Origin of the sequence: Streptomyces sp. JHA26, assembly GCF_002005565.1 — a bacterium.
Lineage (GTDB): Bacteria > Actinomycetota > Actinomycetes > Streptomycetales > Streptomycetaceae > Streptomyces.
The window spans coordinates 191,774-208,689 of the sequence record NZ_BDJC01000002.1; the positions used below are offsets into that span (position 1 = coordinate 191,774).

The 16,916-nt window shown below is 71.2% G+C and carries 16 protein-coding genes; 10 read left to right on the top strand and 6 right to left on the bottom strand.

What is annotated here, in order from left to right:
• Positions 1-149: 149 nt before the first annotated feature.
• The 4 genes from JHAT_RS02230 (at position 150) to JHAT_RS02245 (ending at position 4,422) form a co-directional block, all read left to right on the top strand.
• Positions 150-1,976 (top strand): acyl-CoA dehydrogenase, encoded by a 1,827-nt coding sequence (locus tag JHAT_RS02230; protein WP_077796300.1) that lies wholly within the window; start codon positions 150-152, stop codon positions 1,974-1,976.
• Positions 1,977-2,089: 113 nt separating this feature from the next.
• The gene (locus JHAT_RS02235; protein WP_077796301.1) at positions 2,090-3,388 is read left to right on the top strand and encodes a M18 family aminopeptidase; all 1,299 of its coding nucleotides are present in this window, start codon (positions 2,090-2,092) and stop codon (positions 3,386-3,388) included.
• A 123-nt stretch (positions 3,389-3,511) separates the two neighbouring features.
• Positions 3,512-3,763, top strand: a complete 252-nt coding sequence (locus tag JHAT_RS02240) for a DUF6458 family protein (RefSeq protein WP_077796302.1) — start codon at positions 3,512-3,514, stop codon at positions 3,761-3,763.
• A gap of 140 nt (positions 3,764-3,903) precedes the next feature.
• On the top strand, positions 3,904-4,422 hold the full coding sequence (locus tag JHAT_RS02245; protein ID WP_077796303.1) for an LURP-one-related/scramblase family protein: 519 nt from the start codon (positions 3,904-3,906) through the stop codon (positions 4,420-4,422).
• Between the two features lie 16 nt (positions 4,423-4,438).
• Here the strand turns inward: JHAT_RS02245 and JHAT_RS02250 are convergent, their stop codons facing one another.
• Positions 4,439-5,233: a carbon-nitrogen family hydrolase gene (locus tag JHAT_RS02250; RefSeq protein ID WP_077796304.1), complete on the bottom strand. Its 795-nt coding sequence runs from the start codon at positions 5,231-5,233 to the stop codon at positions 4,439-4,441.
• A gap of 208 nt (positions 5,234-5,441) precedes the next feature.
• Between JHAT_RS02250 and JHAT_RS02255 the strand changes: the two genes are divergently transcribed.
• A complete protein-coding gene (locus tag JHAT_RS02255; protein ID WP_077796305.1) occupies positions 5,442-6,266 on the top strand; it encodes a maleylpyruvate isomerase family mycothiol-dependent enzyme in 825 nt (274 codons plus the stop codon).
• A 145-nt stretch (positions 6,267-6,411) separates the two neighbouring features.
• Here JHAT_RS02255 and JHAT_RS02260 read toward each other — a convergent pair whose 3' ends face one another.
• The gene (locus JHAT_RS02260; protein WP_077796306.1) at positions 6,412-7,722 is read right to left on the bottom strand and encodes a nitrate/nitrite transporter; all 1,311 of its coding nucleotides are present in this window, start codon (positions 7,720-7,722) and stop codon (positions 6,412-6,414) included.
• Positions 7,719-8,369, bottom strand: a complete 651-nt coding sequence (locus JHAT_RS02265; protein WP_077796349.1) for a GntR family transcriptional regulator — start codon at positions 8,367-8,369, stop codon at positions 7,719-7,721. Before JHAT_RS02265 ends, JHAT_RS02260 begins: the two co-directional genes overlap by 4 nt.
• 197 nt (positions 8,370-8,566) lie before the next feature.
• Between JHAT_RS02265 and JHAT_RS02270 the strand changes: the two genes are divergently transcribed.
• From JHAT_RS02270 to JHAT_RS02285, 4 genes are all read left to right on the top strand, one after another.
• Positions 8,567-9,502, top strand: a complete 936-nt coding sequence (locus tag JHAT_RS02270) for a D-alanyl-D-alanine carboxypeptidase family protein (RefSeq protein ID WP_107481796.1) — start codon at positions 8,567-8,569, stop codon at positions 9,500-9,502.
• A 99-nt stretch (positions 9,503-9,601) separates the two neighbouring features.
• Positions 9,602-9,949: a GntR family transcriptional regulator gene (locus JHAT_RS02275; RefSeq protein ID WP_077796307.1), complete on the top strand. Its 348-nt coding sequence runs from the start codon at positions 9,602-9,604 to the stop codon at positions 9,947-9,949.
• A complete protein-coding gene (locus tag JHAT_RS02280; RefSeq protein WP_077796308.1) occupies positions 9,946-10,935 on the top strand; it encodes a DUF1648 domain-containing protein in 990 nt (329 codons plus the stop codon). Before JHAT_RS02275 ends, JHAT_RS02280 begins: the two co-directional genes overlap by 4 nt.
• 199 nt (positions 10,936-11,134) lie before the next feature.
• Complete coding sequence (locus JHAT_RS02285; protein WP_077796309.1) at positions 11,135-12,112, top strand: Bro-N domain-containing protein; 978 nt, start codon at positions 11,135-11,137, stop codon at positions 12,110-12,112.
• 78 nt (positions 12,113-12,190) lie between these two features.
• Here JHAT_RS02285 and JHAT_RS02290 read toward each other — a convergent pair whose 3' ends face one another.
• From JHAT_RS02290 to pdhA, 3 genes are read right to left on the bottom strand one after another with little or no spacing between them, the layout of a single operon-like run.
• Positions 12,191-13,603: a dihydrolipoamide acetyltransferase family protein gene (locus JHAT_RS02290; RefSeq protein ID WP_077796310.1), complete on the bottom strand. Its 1,413-nt coding sequence runs from the start codon at positions 13,601-13,603 to the stop codon at positions 12,191-12,193.
• Positions 13,604-13,622: 19 nt separating this feature from the next.
• Positions 13,623-14,603, bottom strand: coding sequence for an alpha-ketoacid dehydrogenase subunit beta (locus JHAT_RS02295; RefSeq protein WP_077796311.1), 981 nt, complete (start codon positions 14,601-14,603; stop codon positions 13,623-13,625).
• 1 nt (position 14,604) lies between these two features.
• Entirely contained in the window at positions 14,605-15,825 is a 1,221-nt protein-coding gene (pdhA, locus tag JHAT_RS02300) for a pyruvate dehydrogenase (acetyl-transferring) E1 component subunit alpha (protein WP_077796312.1), read from the bottom strand.
• Positions 15,826-16,148: 323 nt separating this feature from the next.
• Between pdhA and JHAT_RS02305 the strand changes: the two genes are divergently transcribed.
• Positions 16,149-16,805, top strand: coding sequence for a response regulator transcription factor (locus JHAT_RS02305; RefSeq protein WP_077796313.1), 657 nt, complete (start codon positions 16,149-16,151; stop codon positions 16,803-16,805).
• Positions 16,806-16,916: the final 111 nt, after the last annotated feature.

Sequence of the window (16,916 nt, forward strand, 5' to 3'; positions counted from 1 at the left end):
GAACGGGGCGGTACTTGAGGCGCGTCACAGAAGGGCGGTGCGGGGTTGCTTCTTATTACCGGCGGGTAGCATCATCGGAGCTACTAGTTGGTACGTGTACAAGGCGCGAGGATCCAGTGCCTCGCCGATCTCTCAACGGAGCCGTCACCATGGGGCACTACAAGCCGAATCTGCGGGACATCGAGTTCAACCTCTTCGAGGTGCTCGGCCGTGACAAGGTGTACGGCACGGGACCGTTCGCGGAGATGGACACGGACACCGCCAGGAGCGTCCTGGAGGAGCTGTGCCGCCTCTCGGAGAACGAGCTGGCGGAGTCCTTCGCCGACGCCGACCGCAACCCGCCGGTCTTCGACCCGGAGACCAACACCGCGCCGGTCCCCGCGTCCTTCAAGAAGAGCTACCAGGCCTTCATGGACTCCGAGTACTGGCGGCTCGGCCTGCCCGAGGAGATCGGCGGCACCACCTCCCCGCGCTCCCTCATCTGGGCCTACGCGGAGCTGATCCTCGGCGCCAACCCGGCCGTGTGGATGTACTCCTCCGGCCCGGCCTTCGCGGGCATCCTCTTCGAGGAGGGCAACGAGGTCCAGAAGCACATCGCCAAGATCGCCGTCGAGAAGCAGTGGGGCTCCACCATGGTCCTCACCGAGCCGGACGCCGGCTCGGACGTCGGCGCCGGCCGCACCAGGGCCGTGCAGCAGGAGGACGGCTCCTGGCACATCGAGGGCGTCAAGCGCTTCATCACGTCCGGCGAGCACGACATGTCGGAGAACATCCTCCACTACGTCCTCGCCCGCCCCGAGGGCGCCGGCCCCGGCACCAAGGGCCTGTCCCTCTTCCTCGTCCCGAAGTACGAGTTCGACTTCGAGACCGGCGAGCTCGGCGAGCGCAACGGCGTCTACGCCACCAACGTCGAGCACAAGATGGGCCTGAAGGCCTCCAACACCTGCGAGATGACCTTCGGCGACCGCCACCCCGCCAAGGGCTGGCTGATCGGCGACAAGCACGACGGCATCCGCCAGATGTTCCGCATCATCGAGTTCGCCCGCATGATGGTCGGCACGAAGGCGATCTCCACCCTCTCCACGGGCTACCTCAACGCCCTGGAGTACGCCAAGGAGCGCGTCCAGGGCCCCGACCTGGCGAACTTCATGGACAAGACCGCCCCCAAGGTCACCATCACGCACCACCCGGACGTCCGCCGCTCCCTCATGACGCAGAAGGCGTACGCGGAGGGCATGCGCGCGCTGGTGATGTACACCGCCTCGATCCAGGACGAGATCCAGGTCAAGGAGGCGAACGGCGAGGACGCCTCCGCCGCGCACGCCCTCAACGACCTGCTCCTGCCCATCGTCAAGGGCTACGGCTCGGAGAAGGCCTACGAGCAGCTCGCCCAGTCCCTGCAGACCTTCGGCGGCTCCGGCTTCCTGCAGGAGTACCCGATCGAGCAGTACATCCGCGACGCCAAGATCGACACCCTCTACGAGGGCACCACGGCGATCCAGGGCCAGGACTACTTCTTCCGGAAGATCGTCCGCAACCAGGGCGCCGCGCTGAACTCGCTCGCCGAGGACATCAAGAAGTTCCTGGCGCTCGCCACCGGCGGCGAGGAGCTGTCCGGCGCCCGCGAGCACCTCGCCAAGGCCGCCGTCGAGCTGGAGGCCATCGTCGGCCTGATGCTCACCGACCTCGCGGCCACCGAGCAGGACGTCAAGAACATCTACAAGGTCGGACTCAACACCACCCGCCTGCTGCTCGCCTCCGGTGACGTGATCGTCGGCTACCTGCTCCTCAAGGGCGCCGCGATCGCCGCCGAGAAGCTGCCGACCGCGTCCGCCAAGGACAAGGCCTTCTACACCGGCAAGATCGCCGCGGCGAAGTTCTTCGCGGCCAACGTCCTGCCCGGCGTCACCCTGGCCCGCAAGGTCGCCCAGGGCGTCGAGCTGGACCTGATGGAGCTGGACGAGGCCGCTTTCTGAGGCACGCCCACAAGGCTTCGGGGAACTCGTCCCCCACGGTCCCCACACGCCTTCGCGAGGGCCCGCTCCCGGCGGACGGGAAGCGGGCCCTCGCACGTCGCTAAGGTGAACTCATGAGCGCACCCTCCCGCTTCGACCGCGGCCACACCGACGACCTGATGTCCTTCCTGGCGGCCAGCCCGACGCCGTACCACGCGGTGGCGAACGCCGCCGAACGGCTGGAGAAGGCCGGCTTCCGGCAGGTCGCGGAGACGGACGCCTGGGAGGGGACGACCGGCGGCGCGTACGTGCTGCGCGGCGGCGCGATCGTGGCGTGGTACGTCCCCGAGGGCGCCGAGCCGCACACGCCCTTCCGCATCGTCGGCGCGCACACCGACTCCCCCAACCTGCGCGTGAAGCCGCGGCCCGACAGCGGTGCGCACGGCTGGCGCCAGATCGCCGTGGAGATCTACGGCGGTCCGCTGATGAACTCCTGGCTCGACCGCGACCTGGGCCTGGCCGGCCGCCTCTCCCTGCGCGACGGCTCGACCCGGCTGGTCGACGTCGACCGCCCGCTGCTCCGCGTCCCCCAGCTCGCCATCCACATGGACCGCGCCGTGTCCACCGAGGGCCTCAAGCTCGACAAGCAGCGCCACCTCCAGCCCGTCTGGGGCCTCGGCGACACCGTGCGCGACGGCGACCTCATCTCCTTCCTGGAGGAGGAGGCCGGCCTGGAGTCCGGCTCGGTCACCGGCTGGGACCTGATGACCCACTCCGTGGAGCCCCCGGCGTACCTGGGCCGCGACCGGGAGCTGGTGGCCGGCCCCCGCATGGACAACCTGCTGTCCGTGCACGCCGGGACCGCCGCCCTGGCCGCCGTCGCGACGTCCGGCGCCGATCTCCCGTACATCCCCGTGCTCGCCGCCTTCGACCACGAGGAGAACGGCTCCCAGTCGGACACCGGCGCCGACGGCCCGCTGCTCGGCGGCGTGCTGGAGCGCTCGGTGTTCGCGCGCGGCGGTTCCTACGAGGACCGGGCGCGGGCCTTCGCCGGCACCGTCTGCCTGTCCTCCGACACCGGCCACGCCGTCCACCCCAACTACGCGGAACGGCACGACCCGACGCACCACCCGCGCGTCAACGGCGGCCCCATCCTCAAGGTCAACGTCAACAACCGCTACGCCACCGACGGTTCGGGCCGCGCGATCTTCGCCGCCGCCTGCGAGAAGGCGGACGTCCCCTTCCAGACCTTCGTCTCCAACAACTCCATGCCCTGCGGCACCACCATCGGCCCGATCACCGCGGCCCGGCACGGCATCCGCACCGTCGACATCGGCGTGGCCATCCTGTCGATGCACAGCGCCCGGGAGTTGTGCGGCGCCGACGACCCGTACCTGCTGACGAACGCGCTGGTGGCGTTCCTGGAGGGCTGAGCCCGCGCCACGCCCTCGGTCGGAACACCCTTGCCCCGCATGGCTGTTCCGGCCGGGGGTACCCGAACGGAACCGGATCGACCGGAAAGCCGGACCGACCGGATCTACAGGGAGGCGACACTCATGGGCCTCGGCGGGTGCATCATCCTCATCGCCGTGGGAGCCATCCTCACGTTCGCGACCGACTGGGACATGCAGGGCGTCAACCTCGACCTGGTCGGTGTCATCTTCATGATCGTCGGCCTGATCGGGGTCGCGACGTTCAGCAGCATCGCCCGGCGCCGCCGCGTCGTGATGCCGCCGACGACCCCCGTCGTCGAGGAACGGCCCCACCACCACACGCGTGACGGCTACAGCGACGGCTACGGCGTCTGACCGGCGCCGGACGTGCCGGGCGTGCACGGCATGCCGAGCATGAACGGCGTGCACGGCGGCCGTCCCGGCCGGAGGGCCGGGTTCGGCCTGTCGGCCTACCGGCCGCGTCCCGGTGCGCCCGGCGGGGAAGCGGTCAGGGCATGAGATTCCTCGTGTACGACCGGCTCCTCGGCTTCGGTGACGACTACTGGATCGAGGACGCCGAGGGCAACAAGGCGTTCCTCGTCGACGGCAAGGCGATGCGGCTGCGGGACACCTGGGAACTGAAGGACGCCCGGGGACGGGTGCTCATCGGCATCCACCAGAAGATGTTCGCCCTGCGCGACACGATGGTGATCGAGCGCGGCGGCGAGCCGCTGGCGACCCTGAAGCGCAAACGGCTGTCCCTGCTCCGCAATCACTACCGGGTTTCCCTGGCCGACGGCACCGAACTGGACGTCAGCGGAAAGATCCTCGACCGGGAGTTCGCCATCGAGTACGACGGCGAACTGCTGGCCGTCGTCTCCCGGCGGTGGCTGACCCTCCGGGAGACCTACGGCGTGGACGTCGTCCGCGACGACGCGGACCCGGCGCTGCTGATCGCGCTGACGGTGTGCGTGATCCACCTGGCGGAGAAGGAGAGGGAGAAGGGACGGGAGGGGGGCGACGAGGGCGAGTGACCCCTCCGCCCCGCCGTCACCGGCGCGGTGCCGGAAGGCCCAGGACCCGGTCCTTGAGGGCCGGGAACTGCTCCCGGGTGCGCGCCACCCCCGCCGGGTCGAACTCCACCGTGAGGACCTCCTCGTCCGCGCCGGCCTGCGCCAGCACCTCGCCCCAGGGGTCGACCACGACCGAGTGACCGGCCTGCGGGACCCCGGCGTGCGTCCCGGCCGTCGCGCAGGCGAGGACGAACGCCTGGTTCTCCACCGCCCGCGCCCGCGCCAGGAGCGTCCAGTGGGACCGGCGGCGCTCCGGCCAGCCCGCCGGGACGACGAGGGTCTCGGCACCGGCGTCGACGAGACCGCGGAAGAGTTCGGGGAAGCGGAGGTCGTAGCAGGTCGCCAGGCCGAGGGTCGTCTCCGGCAGGCGGACCGTCACCAGCTCGTCCCCCGCGCCCATCAGCACGGCCTCGCCCTTGTCGAACCCGAAGCGGTGGATCTTGCGGTAGGCGGCCGCCAGGTCGCCGGCGGGGGAGAGGACGAGGGAGGTGTTGTAGAGCTGCCCGTCGGCGGCGCGCTCGGGGACGGACCCCGCGTGCAGCCACACGCCCGCGTCGCTCGCCGCCTCGGCCATCGCCTCGTAGGTCGGCCCCCGGAGCGGCTCGGCGCACGCGTCGAACTCCTCGAAGGCGAACGCGCCCGTGGTCCACAGCTCCGGCAGGACGACGAGGTCGGCACCCGCCTGTTCCCGGACCGTCGACGCCACGCGCAGACGGCGTGCTTCGACGGGTTCGTCCCCGTTCACGGCGATTTGGATCAAAGAAGCACGCACACTACCACCGTCCTGGCATTCGAGCCGTCCGCTCGGGCCTACGATCGTCACACGAAAGCACTGCCGGGGTGCCGCACAGCAGCGTAACTTGGGGGTCCTCCCGGTTCGAGAGCAGCCGAGGACCGGGGAGCTCCGAGACCGCGCCGACCGCAGCCACCTCCCGCCGCCACAACCTGCCCGTGTACCGACCGCCGAGGGGTCCCGTTCCGTGAGTCTGCATCCCACCCTCCAGCCCTACGCCGACGCCTGGACTCACTCCATCGAGGCGATATCCGAGCTGGTCCAGCCGCTTGTGGAAGCAGAGTGGAACCGCCGCACCCCCTGCCCGGGCTGGTCGGTGCGGGACATCGTCTCGCACGTCATGGGACTGGACTCCGAGATGCTCGGCGACCCGCGCCCCATCCACACGCTCCCGCGCGACCTGTTCCACGTCACCAACGAGCACCAGCGGTACATGGAGATGCAGGTCGACGTCCGCCGTCATCACACGGCGCCCGAGATCACGTCCGAGCTCGAGTACATGATCATCCGGCGCAACCGCCAGCTGCGGAACGAGTCGCGCGACCCGGGCGCCACGGTGCGCGGCCCGTACGGCGCGGAGCTGACGCTGGAGGAGTCCATGCGCCGGCACGCGTTCACCGTGTGGGCGCACGAGCAGGACCTGCGCACGGCCCTCGGCCGCCCCGGCAACCTCGACTCCCCCGGCGCGTACGTCGCCCGTGACGTGCTGCTCGCCGAGCTGCCGGGCGTCGTCGCCGAGCGCGCGGACGCGCCGCGCAGCTCGGCGGTCGTCTTCGACGTGCACGGTCCGGTCGAGTTCCTGCGCACGATCCGCGTCGACATCCAGGGCCGCGGCACCCTGGAGACGGTCCCCGCCCTCGGTCCGGCCGCCTCCCTCACCCTCGACTGGGAGACGTACGTCCGCCTGGCCTGCGGCCGGGTGAGCCCGGACGCGGTCGCCGACCGCATCAAGACGGAGGGCGACCCGGACCTGGCGGCGGCGATCCTCAGGAACTTCACGGTGACGCAGTGACGCCGGTGGTGGCATCGGCCCGCTCCGGGAGCGCCTCCTCCGGAGGAGTCCGGGGGCTCCGGGGGCTCCGGGGGCGAGGCCGTCCGGGCCGGAGCGGGGTGCAACCGGGGGCGGCCCCGGCACGCCCCGCGACCACGCCGGGTGCCTACACCGGCACGTGCACCGTCTCCACCCGGCTGTCGACCGACCGCTCCCGCTCCCGGCGCGCCGCCCGCTTCCGCAACCGCAGGATCTGGGTGACGCCCACCGCCTGCAGCACGAAGACCGACGAGAACGCCACGGTGTAGTCGTCCCCGGTCGCGTCCAGCAGCACCCCGATCGCGAGCAGCGTGGTCATCGACGCGACGAAGCCCCCCATGTTCGTGATCCCGGACGCCGTCCCCTGCCGCTCCGGCGGGTTCGCCGGCCGCGCGAAGTCGAAGCCGATCATCGACGCCGGCCCGCACGCGCCGAGCACCACGCACAGCACGACCAGCAGCCCCGTCGGGGCGTGCTCGGCCGGGTAGGCCAGCGTCGCCGCCCACAGGGCCGCCGTCGCGCCCACCGTGCCGAGGGCCAGCGGCAGCCGGGCCGCGTGGTGCCGGGCGATGATCTGGCCGTAGACCAGGCCGACCGTCATGTTGGACAGCACCACGAGGGTGAGCAGCTCACCGGCCGTGCCCCGGGACAGCCCCTGGGCCTCCACCAGGAACGGCAGGCCCCACAGCAGCAGGAACACCATCGCCGGGAACTGGGTGGTGAAGTGCACCCACAGCCCCAGCCGGGTGCCCGGCTCCCGCCAGGAGGCGGCGATCTGCCGTCGTACGTACGCGGCCCCCTGGTGCGGCACCGGTTCCGGCTCGTGCCCCTCGGGGTGGTCCTTCAGGAACAGCACCAGCAGGACGAGGACGACCACGCCGGCCAGCGCGCTGCCCGCGAAGGCCGCCGTCCAACCGATGCCGTGCAGCAGACGGGCGATGACGAGCGTGGAGACCAGGTTGCCCGCCATGCCGACCAGCCCGGCCAGCTGGGCGACCATCGGCCCGCGCCGGGCCGGGAACCAGCGGGTGCCGAGCCGCAGCACGCTGATGAAGGTCATCGCGTCGCCGCACCCGAGCAGCGCCCGCGAGGCGAGCGCGGTGCCGTACGTCGGCGAGAAGGCGAAGCCCAGCTGTCCCACCGTGAACAGGACGACGCCGATGCCCAGCACCCGCTTCGTGCCGAGCCGGTCGACCAGCAGGCCGACGGGTATCTGCATGCCGGCGTAGACCAGCAGCTGGAGGATGGAGAAGGTGGACAGGGCCGAGGCGCCCACGTGGAAGCGGTCGGCCGCGTCGAGGCCGGCCACGCCCAGGGACGTGCGGAAGATGACGGCGACGAAGTAGACGGCGACGCCGATGCCCCACACGGCGATCGCGCGCCGTCCTCCGGGCGGATCGCCCGGCAGGGTGTTCCCGCCCGGCACGGCGGAACTCATCGGACCTCACCCCGCGCCAGGTGCGAGAACCAGCCCACGTGCCGGTGGACGACGCCGACGGCCGCCTCCGCGTCCCCGGAGCGCAGCGCGTCGAGGATCTCCTCGTGCTCGGCGAGCGTCTTGGCGATCCGGTCGGGGTGGGAGTGCATGACGGCGACGCCCATGCGCAGCTGGCGGTCGCGGAGCTGGTCGTAGAGGCGGGAGAGGATCTCGTTGCCGCCGCTGCGGACGATCTCGGCGTGGAAGCAGCGGTCGGTGACGGAGGCGGCGGCGAAGTCTCCGGCGGCGGCCTGCTCGTGCTGGCGGGCGAGCAGCTCCTCCAGCCGCTCGACGAGTCCGGGCGGGGCGGGCACGGCCTTGCGCGCGGCGTGCTCCTCGACCAGCAGCCGGGTCTCCACCACGTCCGCGATCTCCTGGGCGGAGACGGGCAGGACCAGGGCGCCCTTCTTCGGGTAGAGCCGGATCAGCCCTTCGACCTCGAGCCGGAGCAACGCCTCCCGCACCGGGGTGCGCGAGACGCCCACGGCCTCGGCGAGTTCGCCCTCGGTGAGCAGGGTCCCACCCTCGTAGCGGCGCTCGAGGACGGCCTGTTTGACGTGGGCGTACACGCGGTCGGCGGCGGGAGGTTGCTTCACGGCCATGGTCATGCCCACAGGATAGATACAACAGGGACGCAAGAGGGACACCGTCCACCATCCGGACGCGGATGCACTCGTCCGGGGGACACGCCCCCCGACGGTGCAACCGTTCGCGCCGTTCACGTGTCCCACAGGCGCGGCCCATGCCGAATCGACCACAACCGGGCCTCGTCACTGCGGATTTCACACCAATCGGGGTATCTCACTTGATAAACGGTATTCAGGGCGTCCGTCTCCGCCGGGCCGTCGCCGTCGCCGTGACCACCGGCGCCGTGCTCGCGTCCGGAGCCCTCGCCACCGCGCCCGCGCAGGCCGCCGCGCCCGCACGGACCGTCACCGCGCCCGCACGGACCGTCGCCGTGCCCGCGATCGCCGCCAAGGGCGGCTTCGTGATGAACGACGCGACCGGCAGGTCCCTCTACACCAAGGCCGCGGACACCAGGCGCTCCACCGGGTCCACCACCAAGATCATGACCGCCAAGGTCGTGCTCTCCCAGCCCAAGCTGAACCTGGACGCCAAGGTCACGATCCAGAAGGCCTACAGCGACTACATCGTCTCGAAGAACGCCTCGTCCGCGCGCCTGATCGTCGGCGACAAGGTGACGGTGCGGCAGCTGCTGTACGGCCTGATGCTGCCGTCCGGCTGCGACGCCGCCTACGCGCTGGCCGACACGTTCGGCACCGGCAGGACGCGGGCGGAGCGGGTGAAGTCGTTCATCGGCAAGATGAACTCCACCGCCAAGAGCCTCGGCCTGAAGAACACGCACTTCGACTCGTTCGACGGCATCGGCAACGGCAGCAACTACTCGACGCCGCGCGACCTGACGAAGCTGGCGAGCAGCGCGATGAAGAACTCCACCTTCCGCACGATCGTCAAGACCAGGAAGTACACGGCGAGGACGACGACGAGGAGCGGCGGCACCCGCACGATGGCGGCGTGGACCAACACCAACACGCTGCTGGGCAGTTACAGCGGTGCGATCGGCGTGAAGACCGGCTCGGGTCCGGAGGCCAAGTACTGCCTGGTCTTCGCCGCGACCCGCAAGGGCAAGACGGTGATCGGCACGGTCCTGGCCTCCACGTCCACGACGCAGCGCGCCACGGACGCCACGAGGCTCATGAACTACGGCTTCGCCAAGTAGGACCGCCGTCCGGACAGTTCGTCACCACGGGCCCGCCGCCGTCGCGGCGGGCCCGTTCTCTGTACCGATGAAGTGCATGGTGATAGCTTCAATAGCACCATGCTGCTGAGTCTGGACAAGACCGACACCCGTCCCCTGCACGAGCAGGTCGCCGGCGCCGTCCGGCGCGCCATCGCCCAGGGCGAGTGCGGCCCCGGCGACCGCCTGCCCTCGGCACGCGACCTCTCCGAGGCCCTGGACGTCAACGTCAACACCGTGCTGCGCGCACTGCGCGGCCTGCGCGACGAAGGGCTGCTGGAGTTCCGCCGGGGCCGGGGGGTGACCGTGGCCGCGGGGGCCCACCGGCGCTCCGGGCTGCAGATCCGCGTACGCGAGCTGGTCGCCGAGGCGGCCCGGCTGGGCTACAGCAGGACCGATGTCATCGACATGATCAGGGGGGTGCCGTGAGGGAGACGACGGTGGCGGCCAGGACGACGGCGGCGGTCTGGACGGCCGGTGTCACCGCCGTCCTCGCGGGACTGCCGCTCGCGGTACGGGACCGGTTGCCCGACCGCTTGGCGACCCACTGGGACCTGGGCGGAGGGGCTCCCGACGGCTCGATGCCCCTGTGGGCGGCGTCCTTCGTCCCGGCGCTGCTCTGGCTGGTGTCGGCGGCGGCCGCGTCCGTCCCGCTGCTGCGGGGCGGGACGCGGGCGGCCCGGCCGTGGACCGCCGCGGTCCTGCTGCCCGTCGGTGTGGTCCTGGGCGGTGCGCAGGCCGTCGTCGTCCGGGCCAACCTGGACCGCGCCGACTGGCACGAGGCCCGACAGCCGACCGCGTGGCTGATCGCGCTTCTCGCCGCGGCCGTGCTCGCGTCCGTGGCGGGCCTGCTGGCCACCACCCGGCGGACGGCGACCCGGGGGGACGGCGCCGAGCAGGAGGCGGACGCCCCGGCGCTGGAGATTCCCGAAGGGCGGCGGCTGGTGTGGTTCTCACGGACGGCCAACCCCTGGCTCCAGCTGCTGGCTGCGGTGACCGGCCTCGTCGCCGTGTCCGCACTGGTCGCCCTGGTCGGCGGACTGGCCGATCCGGGCGACCTGTGGGCACTGATCGTCGGCTGCGCCGCCGCGTCCCTCGCCTGTGCCGTGTTCTCCTCGGTGCAGGCGCGCGTCTCGGAACGCGGTCTGGAGGTGTCCTTCGGCCCGCTCGCCTGGCCCCGACGCCGCTGGGCGCCCGGCGACATCGACACGGCGCGCGCCGAGGTCCGCCGGCCCTCTCAGGTGGGCGGCTGGGGCTACCGCCTCAGCGGCCTGGGCACCACCGTGATGCTGCGCGCCGGGGACTGCCTGGTCATACGGCCCCGGGGCCGCCGTACGGACTTCGCGGTGAGCGTGGACGACGCGGAACGGGGCGCGGCCCTCCTCAACGCGCTGCGCGCCGACCGGACTTCCTGACACCACCCCCGGAACAGCCTCCAGGAGACCACCGGGACACGGGAGGGCGCGAGCCCTTCCGCCCCACCGTTCCGCATGCACACACCCGACGTCCGGTGCAGCAGTTCTCGATCGGTTTCGCTCGCAGTCGTGAACATTCGCGGGCCCGCTGGCATATGCCCACGCCTGCGCCCTACGTTCCGCGACGGAGGTGGTTCTGATGAACGAACCCAGCAAGCGGCAGAACTCCGGCGCGCGACACGAGGCGATCGACGCCGGCGACTTCGTGTACGCGGCCACCGGGGCCCGGGTGCGACGGCTGACCATGCCGGACGGAAGCCACTGGTTCCCGGCGGTGGACGTGTGCAAGGAACTCGGACACAGCAACTCCCGAAAGGCCCTCACAGATCACGTCCCCGAGGAACACCGAGAATTGCTCGAGACTGTAACTGGAAGTTACGGTCTCAGCGTTCCCGCAGGTAGGGGGTGGCGTCGAGACTTGCACGTGATCTCTCTGCAAGGTCTCATCCTCCTCGTCAACGCCTGCACCAAACCGGCCTGCGCCCCGTTCAAGCAGTGGGTCGCCGAAGTCATCGAGACCGTGCAGCGCGAGGGGTCGTACTCCCTGGACGAGGCCGAGGTGCAGCCCGCCGCACCCGGCGCGCCCATCGCCTACGCCATGCCCGACCAGGTGGCCGAGGCCATCGTCCGGCTGGAGGCGCACAACCTGGAGCTGGACGCGGAGCTGGCCGAGGGCCGGCGCATGTCGATCGCGTTGCAGAAGGAGATGCTCTCCACGCAGCAGGCCACCCTCGCCACCCAACAGGCCACCCTCGCCGTGCAACAGGCCATGGTGCACGCCCTGGAACGCATCGCGGACCGGTTCGACACCCTCGTCCTCCACCAGTGGGCGCCCCGCGGACACCTCGCTCCGGTGCCGACCACGGAGTCCGTGCTGGCCGACTGGCGGCAGCGGCTGTCGGTGACCGAGGACGTGTGGACGGTCGCCCTGGTCATCGCACCGGTGCTGGTCGAGAGGGGCGAGCTGCGGGAACCGCTGGAGTCGATCGCCGCCCGCACGGGGCTGTCCGTGCGGCGGGTGAACGAATGTCTCCGGCTGCTGCGCACCCACGCCTGCATCCGCTCGCGGGGCGGGTCCGGGGACGGGGCTCCGGTGTACGTGCTGCACCAGGGCTGAGCCCGGTACGGCGGAAGGGGCGTCGCAACTCCAACTTGCGGCGCCCCTCCCGTCACGAACCTAGCCGGTCCGCGGCCCTCATGCCCAGCTGATCAACCGCTTCGGCTGTTCCAGGATCGCCGCCACGTCGGCGAGGACCTTGGAGCCCAGCTCGCCGTCGACCAGGCGGTGGTCGAAGCTCAGTGCCAGGGTCGTCACCTGACGCGGCTTCACCTTGCCCTTGTGCACCCACGGCTGGGGCTTGATCGCGCCGACCGCGAGGATCGCGGACTCGCCCGAGTTGAGGATCGGCGTCCCGGTGTCGACGCCGAAGACGCCGACGTTGGTGATGGTCACCGTGCCACCCTGCATGGCGGCCGGGGACGTCCTGCCCTCCCGGGCCGTCGACACCAGCTCGCCCAGGGACTCGGCCAGCTGCGGCAGCGTCTTGGCGTGGGCGTCCTTGATGTTCGGCACGATCAGACCGCGCGGGGTCGCGGCCGCGATGCCCAGGTTCACGTAGTGCTTGACCACGATCTCCTGCGCCGCCTCGTCCCAGGACGCGTTGATGTCCGGGTTGCGCCTGATCGCGACCAGCAGGGCCTTGGCGATCAGCAGGAGCGGGTTCACCCGCAGGCCCGTGAACTCCTTGTCCTGCTTCAGCTCCTCGACCAGCTTCATCGTCCGCGTCACGTCGACCGTCACGAACTCCGTGACGTGCGGCGCGGTGAACGCCGAGCCGACCATCGCCGCGGCCGTCGCCTTGCGCACGCCCTTGACCGGGATGCGGGTCTCGCGCGCCGTGTCGTACGACACCGCGGGCGCCGGGGCCGCGGGGGCGGGCGTGGGCGCGGCGGGGGCCGTCCCGGGCACCTGCGCCGGTGCGGGCGCGGATGCCACCGCGGCGTGCACGTCCTCACGCGTGATGACGCCGTCCGGGCCGGAGGGCACCACGGTCGTCAGGTCGACGCCGAGGTCCTTGGCCAGCTTGCGCACCGGCGGCTTGGCCAGCGGACGCTCGCGGGTGACCGGCCCGTGGCCGTTCATCTCGGCCTGGATGGCCGCCGACGCCTCCTGGGCCGGGGCCGCCGGGCCCTTGCGCGGGCGGCGGCGGGTCGAGGAGGTGGCGACCCCGTAGCCGACCAGGACCGGCTGGCGGCCCTGCGGCTTCTCCTCCTCGACCGGTGCCGGCGCGTTCGCCACGGGCGCCCCGGCCGGTTCCGGTGCGGCCTCCTGCGCCGGAGCGGCGGCGGCCGCGCCGTCGCCGACGGCCACCGCGATGATCGACGTGCCCACGTCGACCGTGGTGCCCTCGGGGAAGTGCAGCTCGCGGACCACACCGTCGTAGGGGATGGGGAGTTCGACCGCGGCCTTGGCCGTCTCGACCTCGCACACGATCTGTCCGTCGGTGACCGTGTCACCGGGCTGGACGTACCACTTGAGGATCTCGGCCTCGGTGAGTCCCTCGCCCACGTCGGGCATCTTGAACTCGCGCACCGCGCTGTCAGTCATCGTCGTCAACGCCTTCTCCTCAGTACGCCAGCGAGCGGTCGACGGCGTCCAGCACCCGGTCCAGGTCGGGCAGGTACTCCTCCTCCAGGCGGGCCGGCGGGTACGGCGCGTGGTAGCCGCCGACCCTCAGCACCGGGGCCTCCAGGTGGTAGAAGCAGCGCTCGGTGATCCGCGCCGCGATCTCCGCGCCCGAGCCCAGGAACACCGGTGCCTCGTGGACCACGACCAGGCGGCGGGTCTTCTCCACCGACGCCTGGATCGTGTCGAAGTCCAGCGGGGAGATGGACCGCAGGTCCACCACCTCCAGGGACCGGCCCTCCTCGGCCGCCGCGTCGGCGACCTCCTGGCAGAGCTTCACCATCGGGCCGTAGGCGGCCAGCGTGAGGTCGGTGCCCTCGCGCACGACCCGCGCCTTGTGCAGCGGGCCCGGGATCGCCTCGGTGTCGACCTCGGCCTTGTCCCAGTAGCGCCGCTTGGGCTCGAAGTAGATCACCGGGTCGTCGCTCTGGATGGCCTGCTGCATCATCCAGTACGCGTCCCCCGCGTTCGACGGGGAGACCACCTTCAGGCCCGCCACGTGCGCGAACAGCGCCTCGGGCGACTCCGAGTGGTGCTCGACCGCGCCGATGCCGCCACCGTAGGGGATGCGGATGACGACCGGCATCTTGACCTTGCCCAGCGAGCGGGCGTGCATCTTGGCCAGCTGCGTGACGATCTGGTCGTAGGCCGGGAACACGAAGCCGTCGAACTGGATCTCCACCACCGGTCGGTAGCCGCGCAGGGCCAGGCCGATGGCGGTGCCGACGATGCCGGACTCGGCCAGCGGGGTGTCGATGACCCGGTCCTCGCCGAAGTCCTTCTGCAGCCCGTCGGTGACGCGGAAGACGCCGCCGAGCTTGCCGACGTCCTCGCCCATGATCAGGACCTTGGGGTCCGACTCCAGCGCGCGGCGCAGCGACTCGTTGATCGCCTTCGCCAGCGCCATCTTCTCCGCTGCCATCTCAGACCCCCTCGGCCTCTGCGAACGACGCCTGGTAGGCGGCGAACTGGGCGCGCTCCTCGTCGACGAGCGCGTGCCCGTCCGCGTACACGTTCTCGAAGATGGCGAACCGGTCCGGGTCCGGCATGGCACGGACCACTTCGCGCACTCGTTTGCCCAACGCTTCGCTCTCCGCCTCCAGTTCCGCGAAGAATCCCTCGTCCGCGTGGTTTGCGGACTCGAGGTAGCGGCGAAGGCGCAGGATCGGGTCCTTCGCCTCCCAGGCGGCGCGCTCGTCGTCGTGCCGGTAGCGGGAGGGGTCGTCCGAGGTGGTATGGGCGCCCATGCGGTACGTGAACGCCTCGATCAGCGCCGGGCCCTCGCCGCGCCGGGCGCGCTCCAGCGCCCACCGGGTGACCGCCAGGCAGGCCAGCACGTCGTTGCCGTCGACCCGGACGCCGGGGAAGCCGAAGCCCTGGGCGCGCTGGTACAGCGGCACGCGGGTCTGCTTCTCGTTGGACTCCGAGATCGCCCACTGGTTGTTCTGGCAGAAGAAGACCACCGGGGCGTTGTAGACGGCCGCGAAGTTGAACGCCTCGCTCACGTCGCCCTGGCTGGAGGCGCCGTCGCCGAAGTAGGCGATCACGCCCGAGTCCGCGCCGTCCTTGGCCACGCCCATGGCGTAACCCGTGGCGTGCAGGGCCTGCGAGCCGATGACGATCGTGTACAGGTGGAAGTTGTTGCTGTTGGGGTCCCAGCCGCCGTTGTTCACGCCGCGGAACATCCCGAGCAGGTTGGTCGGGTCGACCCCGCGGCACCAGGCGACGCCGTGCTCGCGGTAGGTGGGGAAGACGTAGTCGTCCTCGCGGGTGGCGCGGCCGGAGCCGATCTGGGCGGCCTCCTGTCCCAGCAGCGAGGCCCACAGGCCCAGCTCGCCCTGACGCTGCAGCGCGGTGGCCTCGGCGTCGAAGCGCCGGGTGAGCACCATGTCGCGGTACAGGCCGCGCAGCTCGTCGGGGGTGATGTCGGCGACGTACTCGGCGTACTCCGCGTAGGCCGCCTTCCTGACGCGCTTGCCCTCGGGCGTCAGCAGCTGCACGAGCTCCGTCGCGGAGCCCTTCTTGGCAGCGGTGCGGGTGGTGCGCTTGGCGCCGGTGGTGCCGTTCTCGGTGCCGGTGGCGCCGGCTCCCTTGCTTCCGGCGCTGCGTCGCGGCTTGCGCGCGGCAGTGCTCTCCACGGTCACGTGTGCTCCTCCGTCGGTCCGGCCCCCGGGTTCGCCGGGTGCCAGTGCGGCTCACCTGCGGCCCGTCGGTCGCACAGGGTGGGTGCGGCCCGGTCGGGAACAGGCGTGACAGGTGCCCCGGCGAGCATCCCTGCCAAAGGCACGTTACCCAGTGCTCCACATTTCTGTGAAACCCCTCCTGACCTGCGTTTTTACTCGGATTTCCAAGTAAATCGGCGAAGTGGGGAAGTTTTACTGGTCACAGCCTCGCAGGGGGCCGGAACAACGGCACGTTATCCCGGCCACCCCGGGCACGGGAAGAGCTGGTGTGTGAGACTGAGCGCGTGCGCGAAAACGGAAAAATACGGGTATTCCTCCTCGACGACCATGAGGTGGTCCGTCGGGGTGTGCACGATCTGCTGGCGGGCGAGCCCGACATCGAGGTCGTCGGGGAGGCCGGTACGGCGGCCGACGCGCTCGCCCGGATCCCGGCCACCCGCCCGGACGTCGCGGTGCTCGACGTGCGGCTCCCGGACGGCAGCGGCGTGGAGGTGTGCCGCGAGATCCGCTCCCGCGACGAGTCCGTCCGGTGCCTCATGCTCACCTCCTTCGCCGACGACGAGGCCCTCTTCGACGCGATCATGGCGGGCGCCTCCGGCTACGTCCTCAAGGACATCCGGGGCGCCGAACTGCTGTCCGCCGTACGGGACGTCGCCGCCGGGAGGTCGCTGCTCGACCCGGCGGCCACCGAGCGGGTGCTGGAGCGGCTGCGCGACGGAGCCACCAGGGTCGACGACCGGCTCGCCCGCCTGACCGAGCAGGAGCGCCGCATCCTGGAGCTGATCGGCGAGGGGCTCACCAACCGGGCGATCGGCGAGCGACTGCACCTGGCCGAAAAGACGATCAAGAATTACGTGTCGAATCTGCTGTCCAAACTCGGAATGCAGCGGCGTTCGCAGGCGGCGGCCTTCGTGGCGCGCGTGCAGGCGGAGAAGCACTGAAAAGCACTGACCGGCGCTGACGAGCACTGACGATTCCGTGCCCGGGACTCACGCCCCCTCACGGCGGGACGGGCGGCTCCGGCTCCCCGCGCACGTCCCGGAACGCGACGC

Bases quoted from the DNA above. Each gene is read 5' to 3' on its own strand.
- JHAT_RS02230 (WP_077796300.1), top strand. From the start codon at position 150: ATGGGGCACTACAAGCCGAATCTGCGGGACATCGAGTTCAACCTCTTC.
- JHAT_RS02235 (WP_077796301.1), top strand. From the start codon at position 2,090: ATGAGCGCACCCTCCCGCTTCGACCGCGGCCACACCGACGACCTGATG.
- JHAT_RS02240 (WP_077796302.1), top strand. From the start codon at position 3,512: ATGGGCCTCGGCGGGTGCATCATCCTCATCGCCGTGGGAGCCATCCTC.
- JHAT_RS02245 (WP_077796303.1), top strand. From the start codon at position 3,904: ATGAGATTCCTCGTGTACGACCGGCTCCTCGGCTTCGGTGACGACTAC.
- JHAT_RS02260 (WP_077796306.1), bottom strand. From the start codon at position 7,722: ATGAGTTCCGCCGTGCCGGGCGGGAACACCCTGCCGGGCGATCCGCCC.
- JHAT_RS02265 (WP_077796349.1), bottom strand. From the start codon at position 8,369: ATGACCATGGCCGTGAAGCAACCTCCCGCCGCCGACCGCGTGTACGCC.
- JHAT_RS02275 (WP_077796307.1), top strand. From the start codon at position 9,602: ATGCTGCTGAGTCTGGACAAGACCGACACCCGTCCCCTGCACGAGCAG.
- JHAT_RS02285 (WP_077796309.1), top strand. From the start codon at position 11,135: ATGAACGAACCCAGCAAGCGGCAGAACTCCGGCGCGCGACACGAGGCG.
- JHAT_RS02290 (WP_077796310.1), bottom strand. From the start codon at position 13,603: ATGACTGACAGCGCGGTGCGCGAGTTCAAGATGCCCGACGTGGGCGAG.
- JHAT_RS02295 (WP_077796311.1), bottom strand. From the start codon at position 14,603: ATGGCAGCGGAGAAGATGGCGCTGGCGAAGGCGATCAACGAGTCGCTG.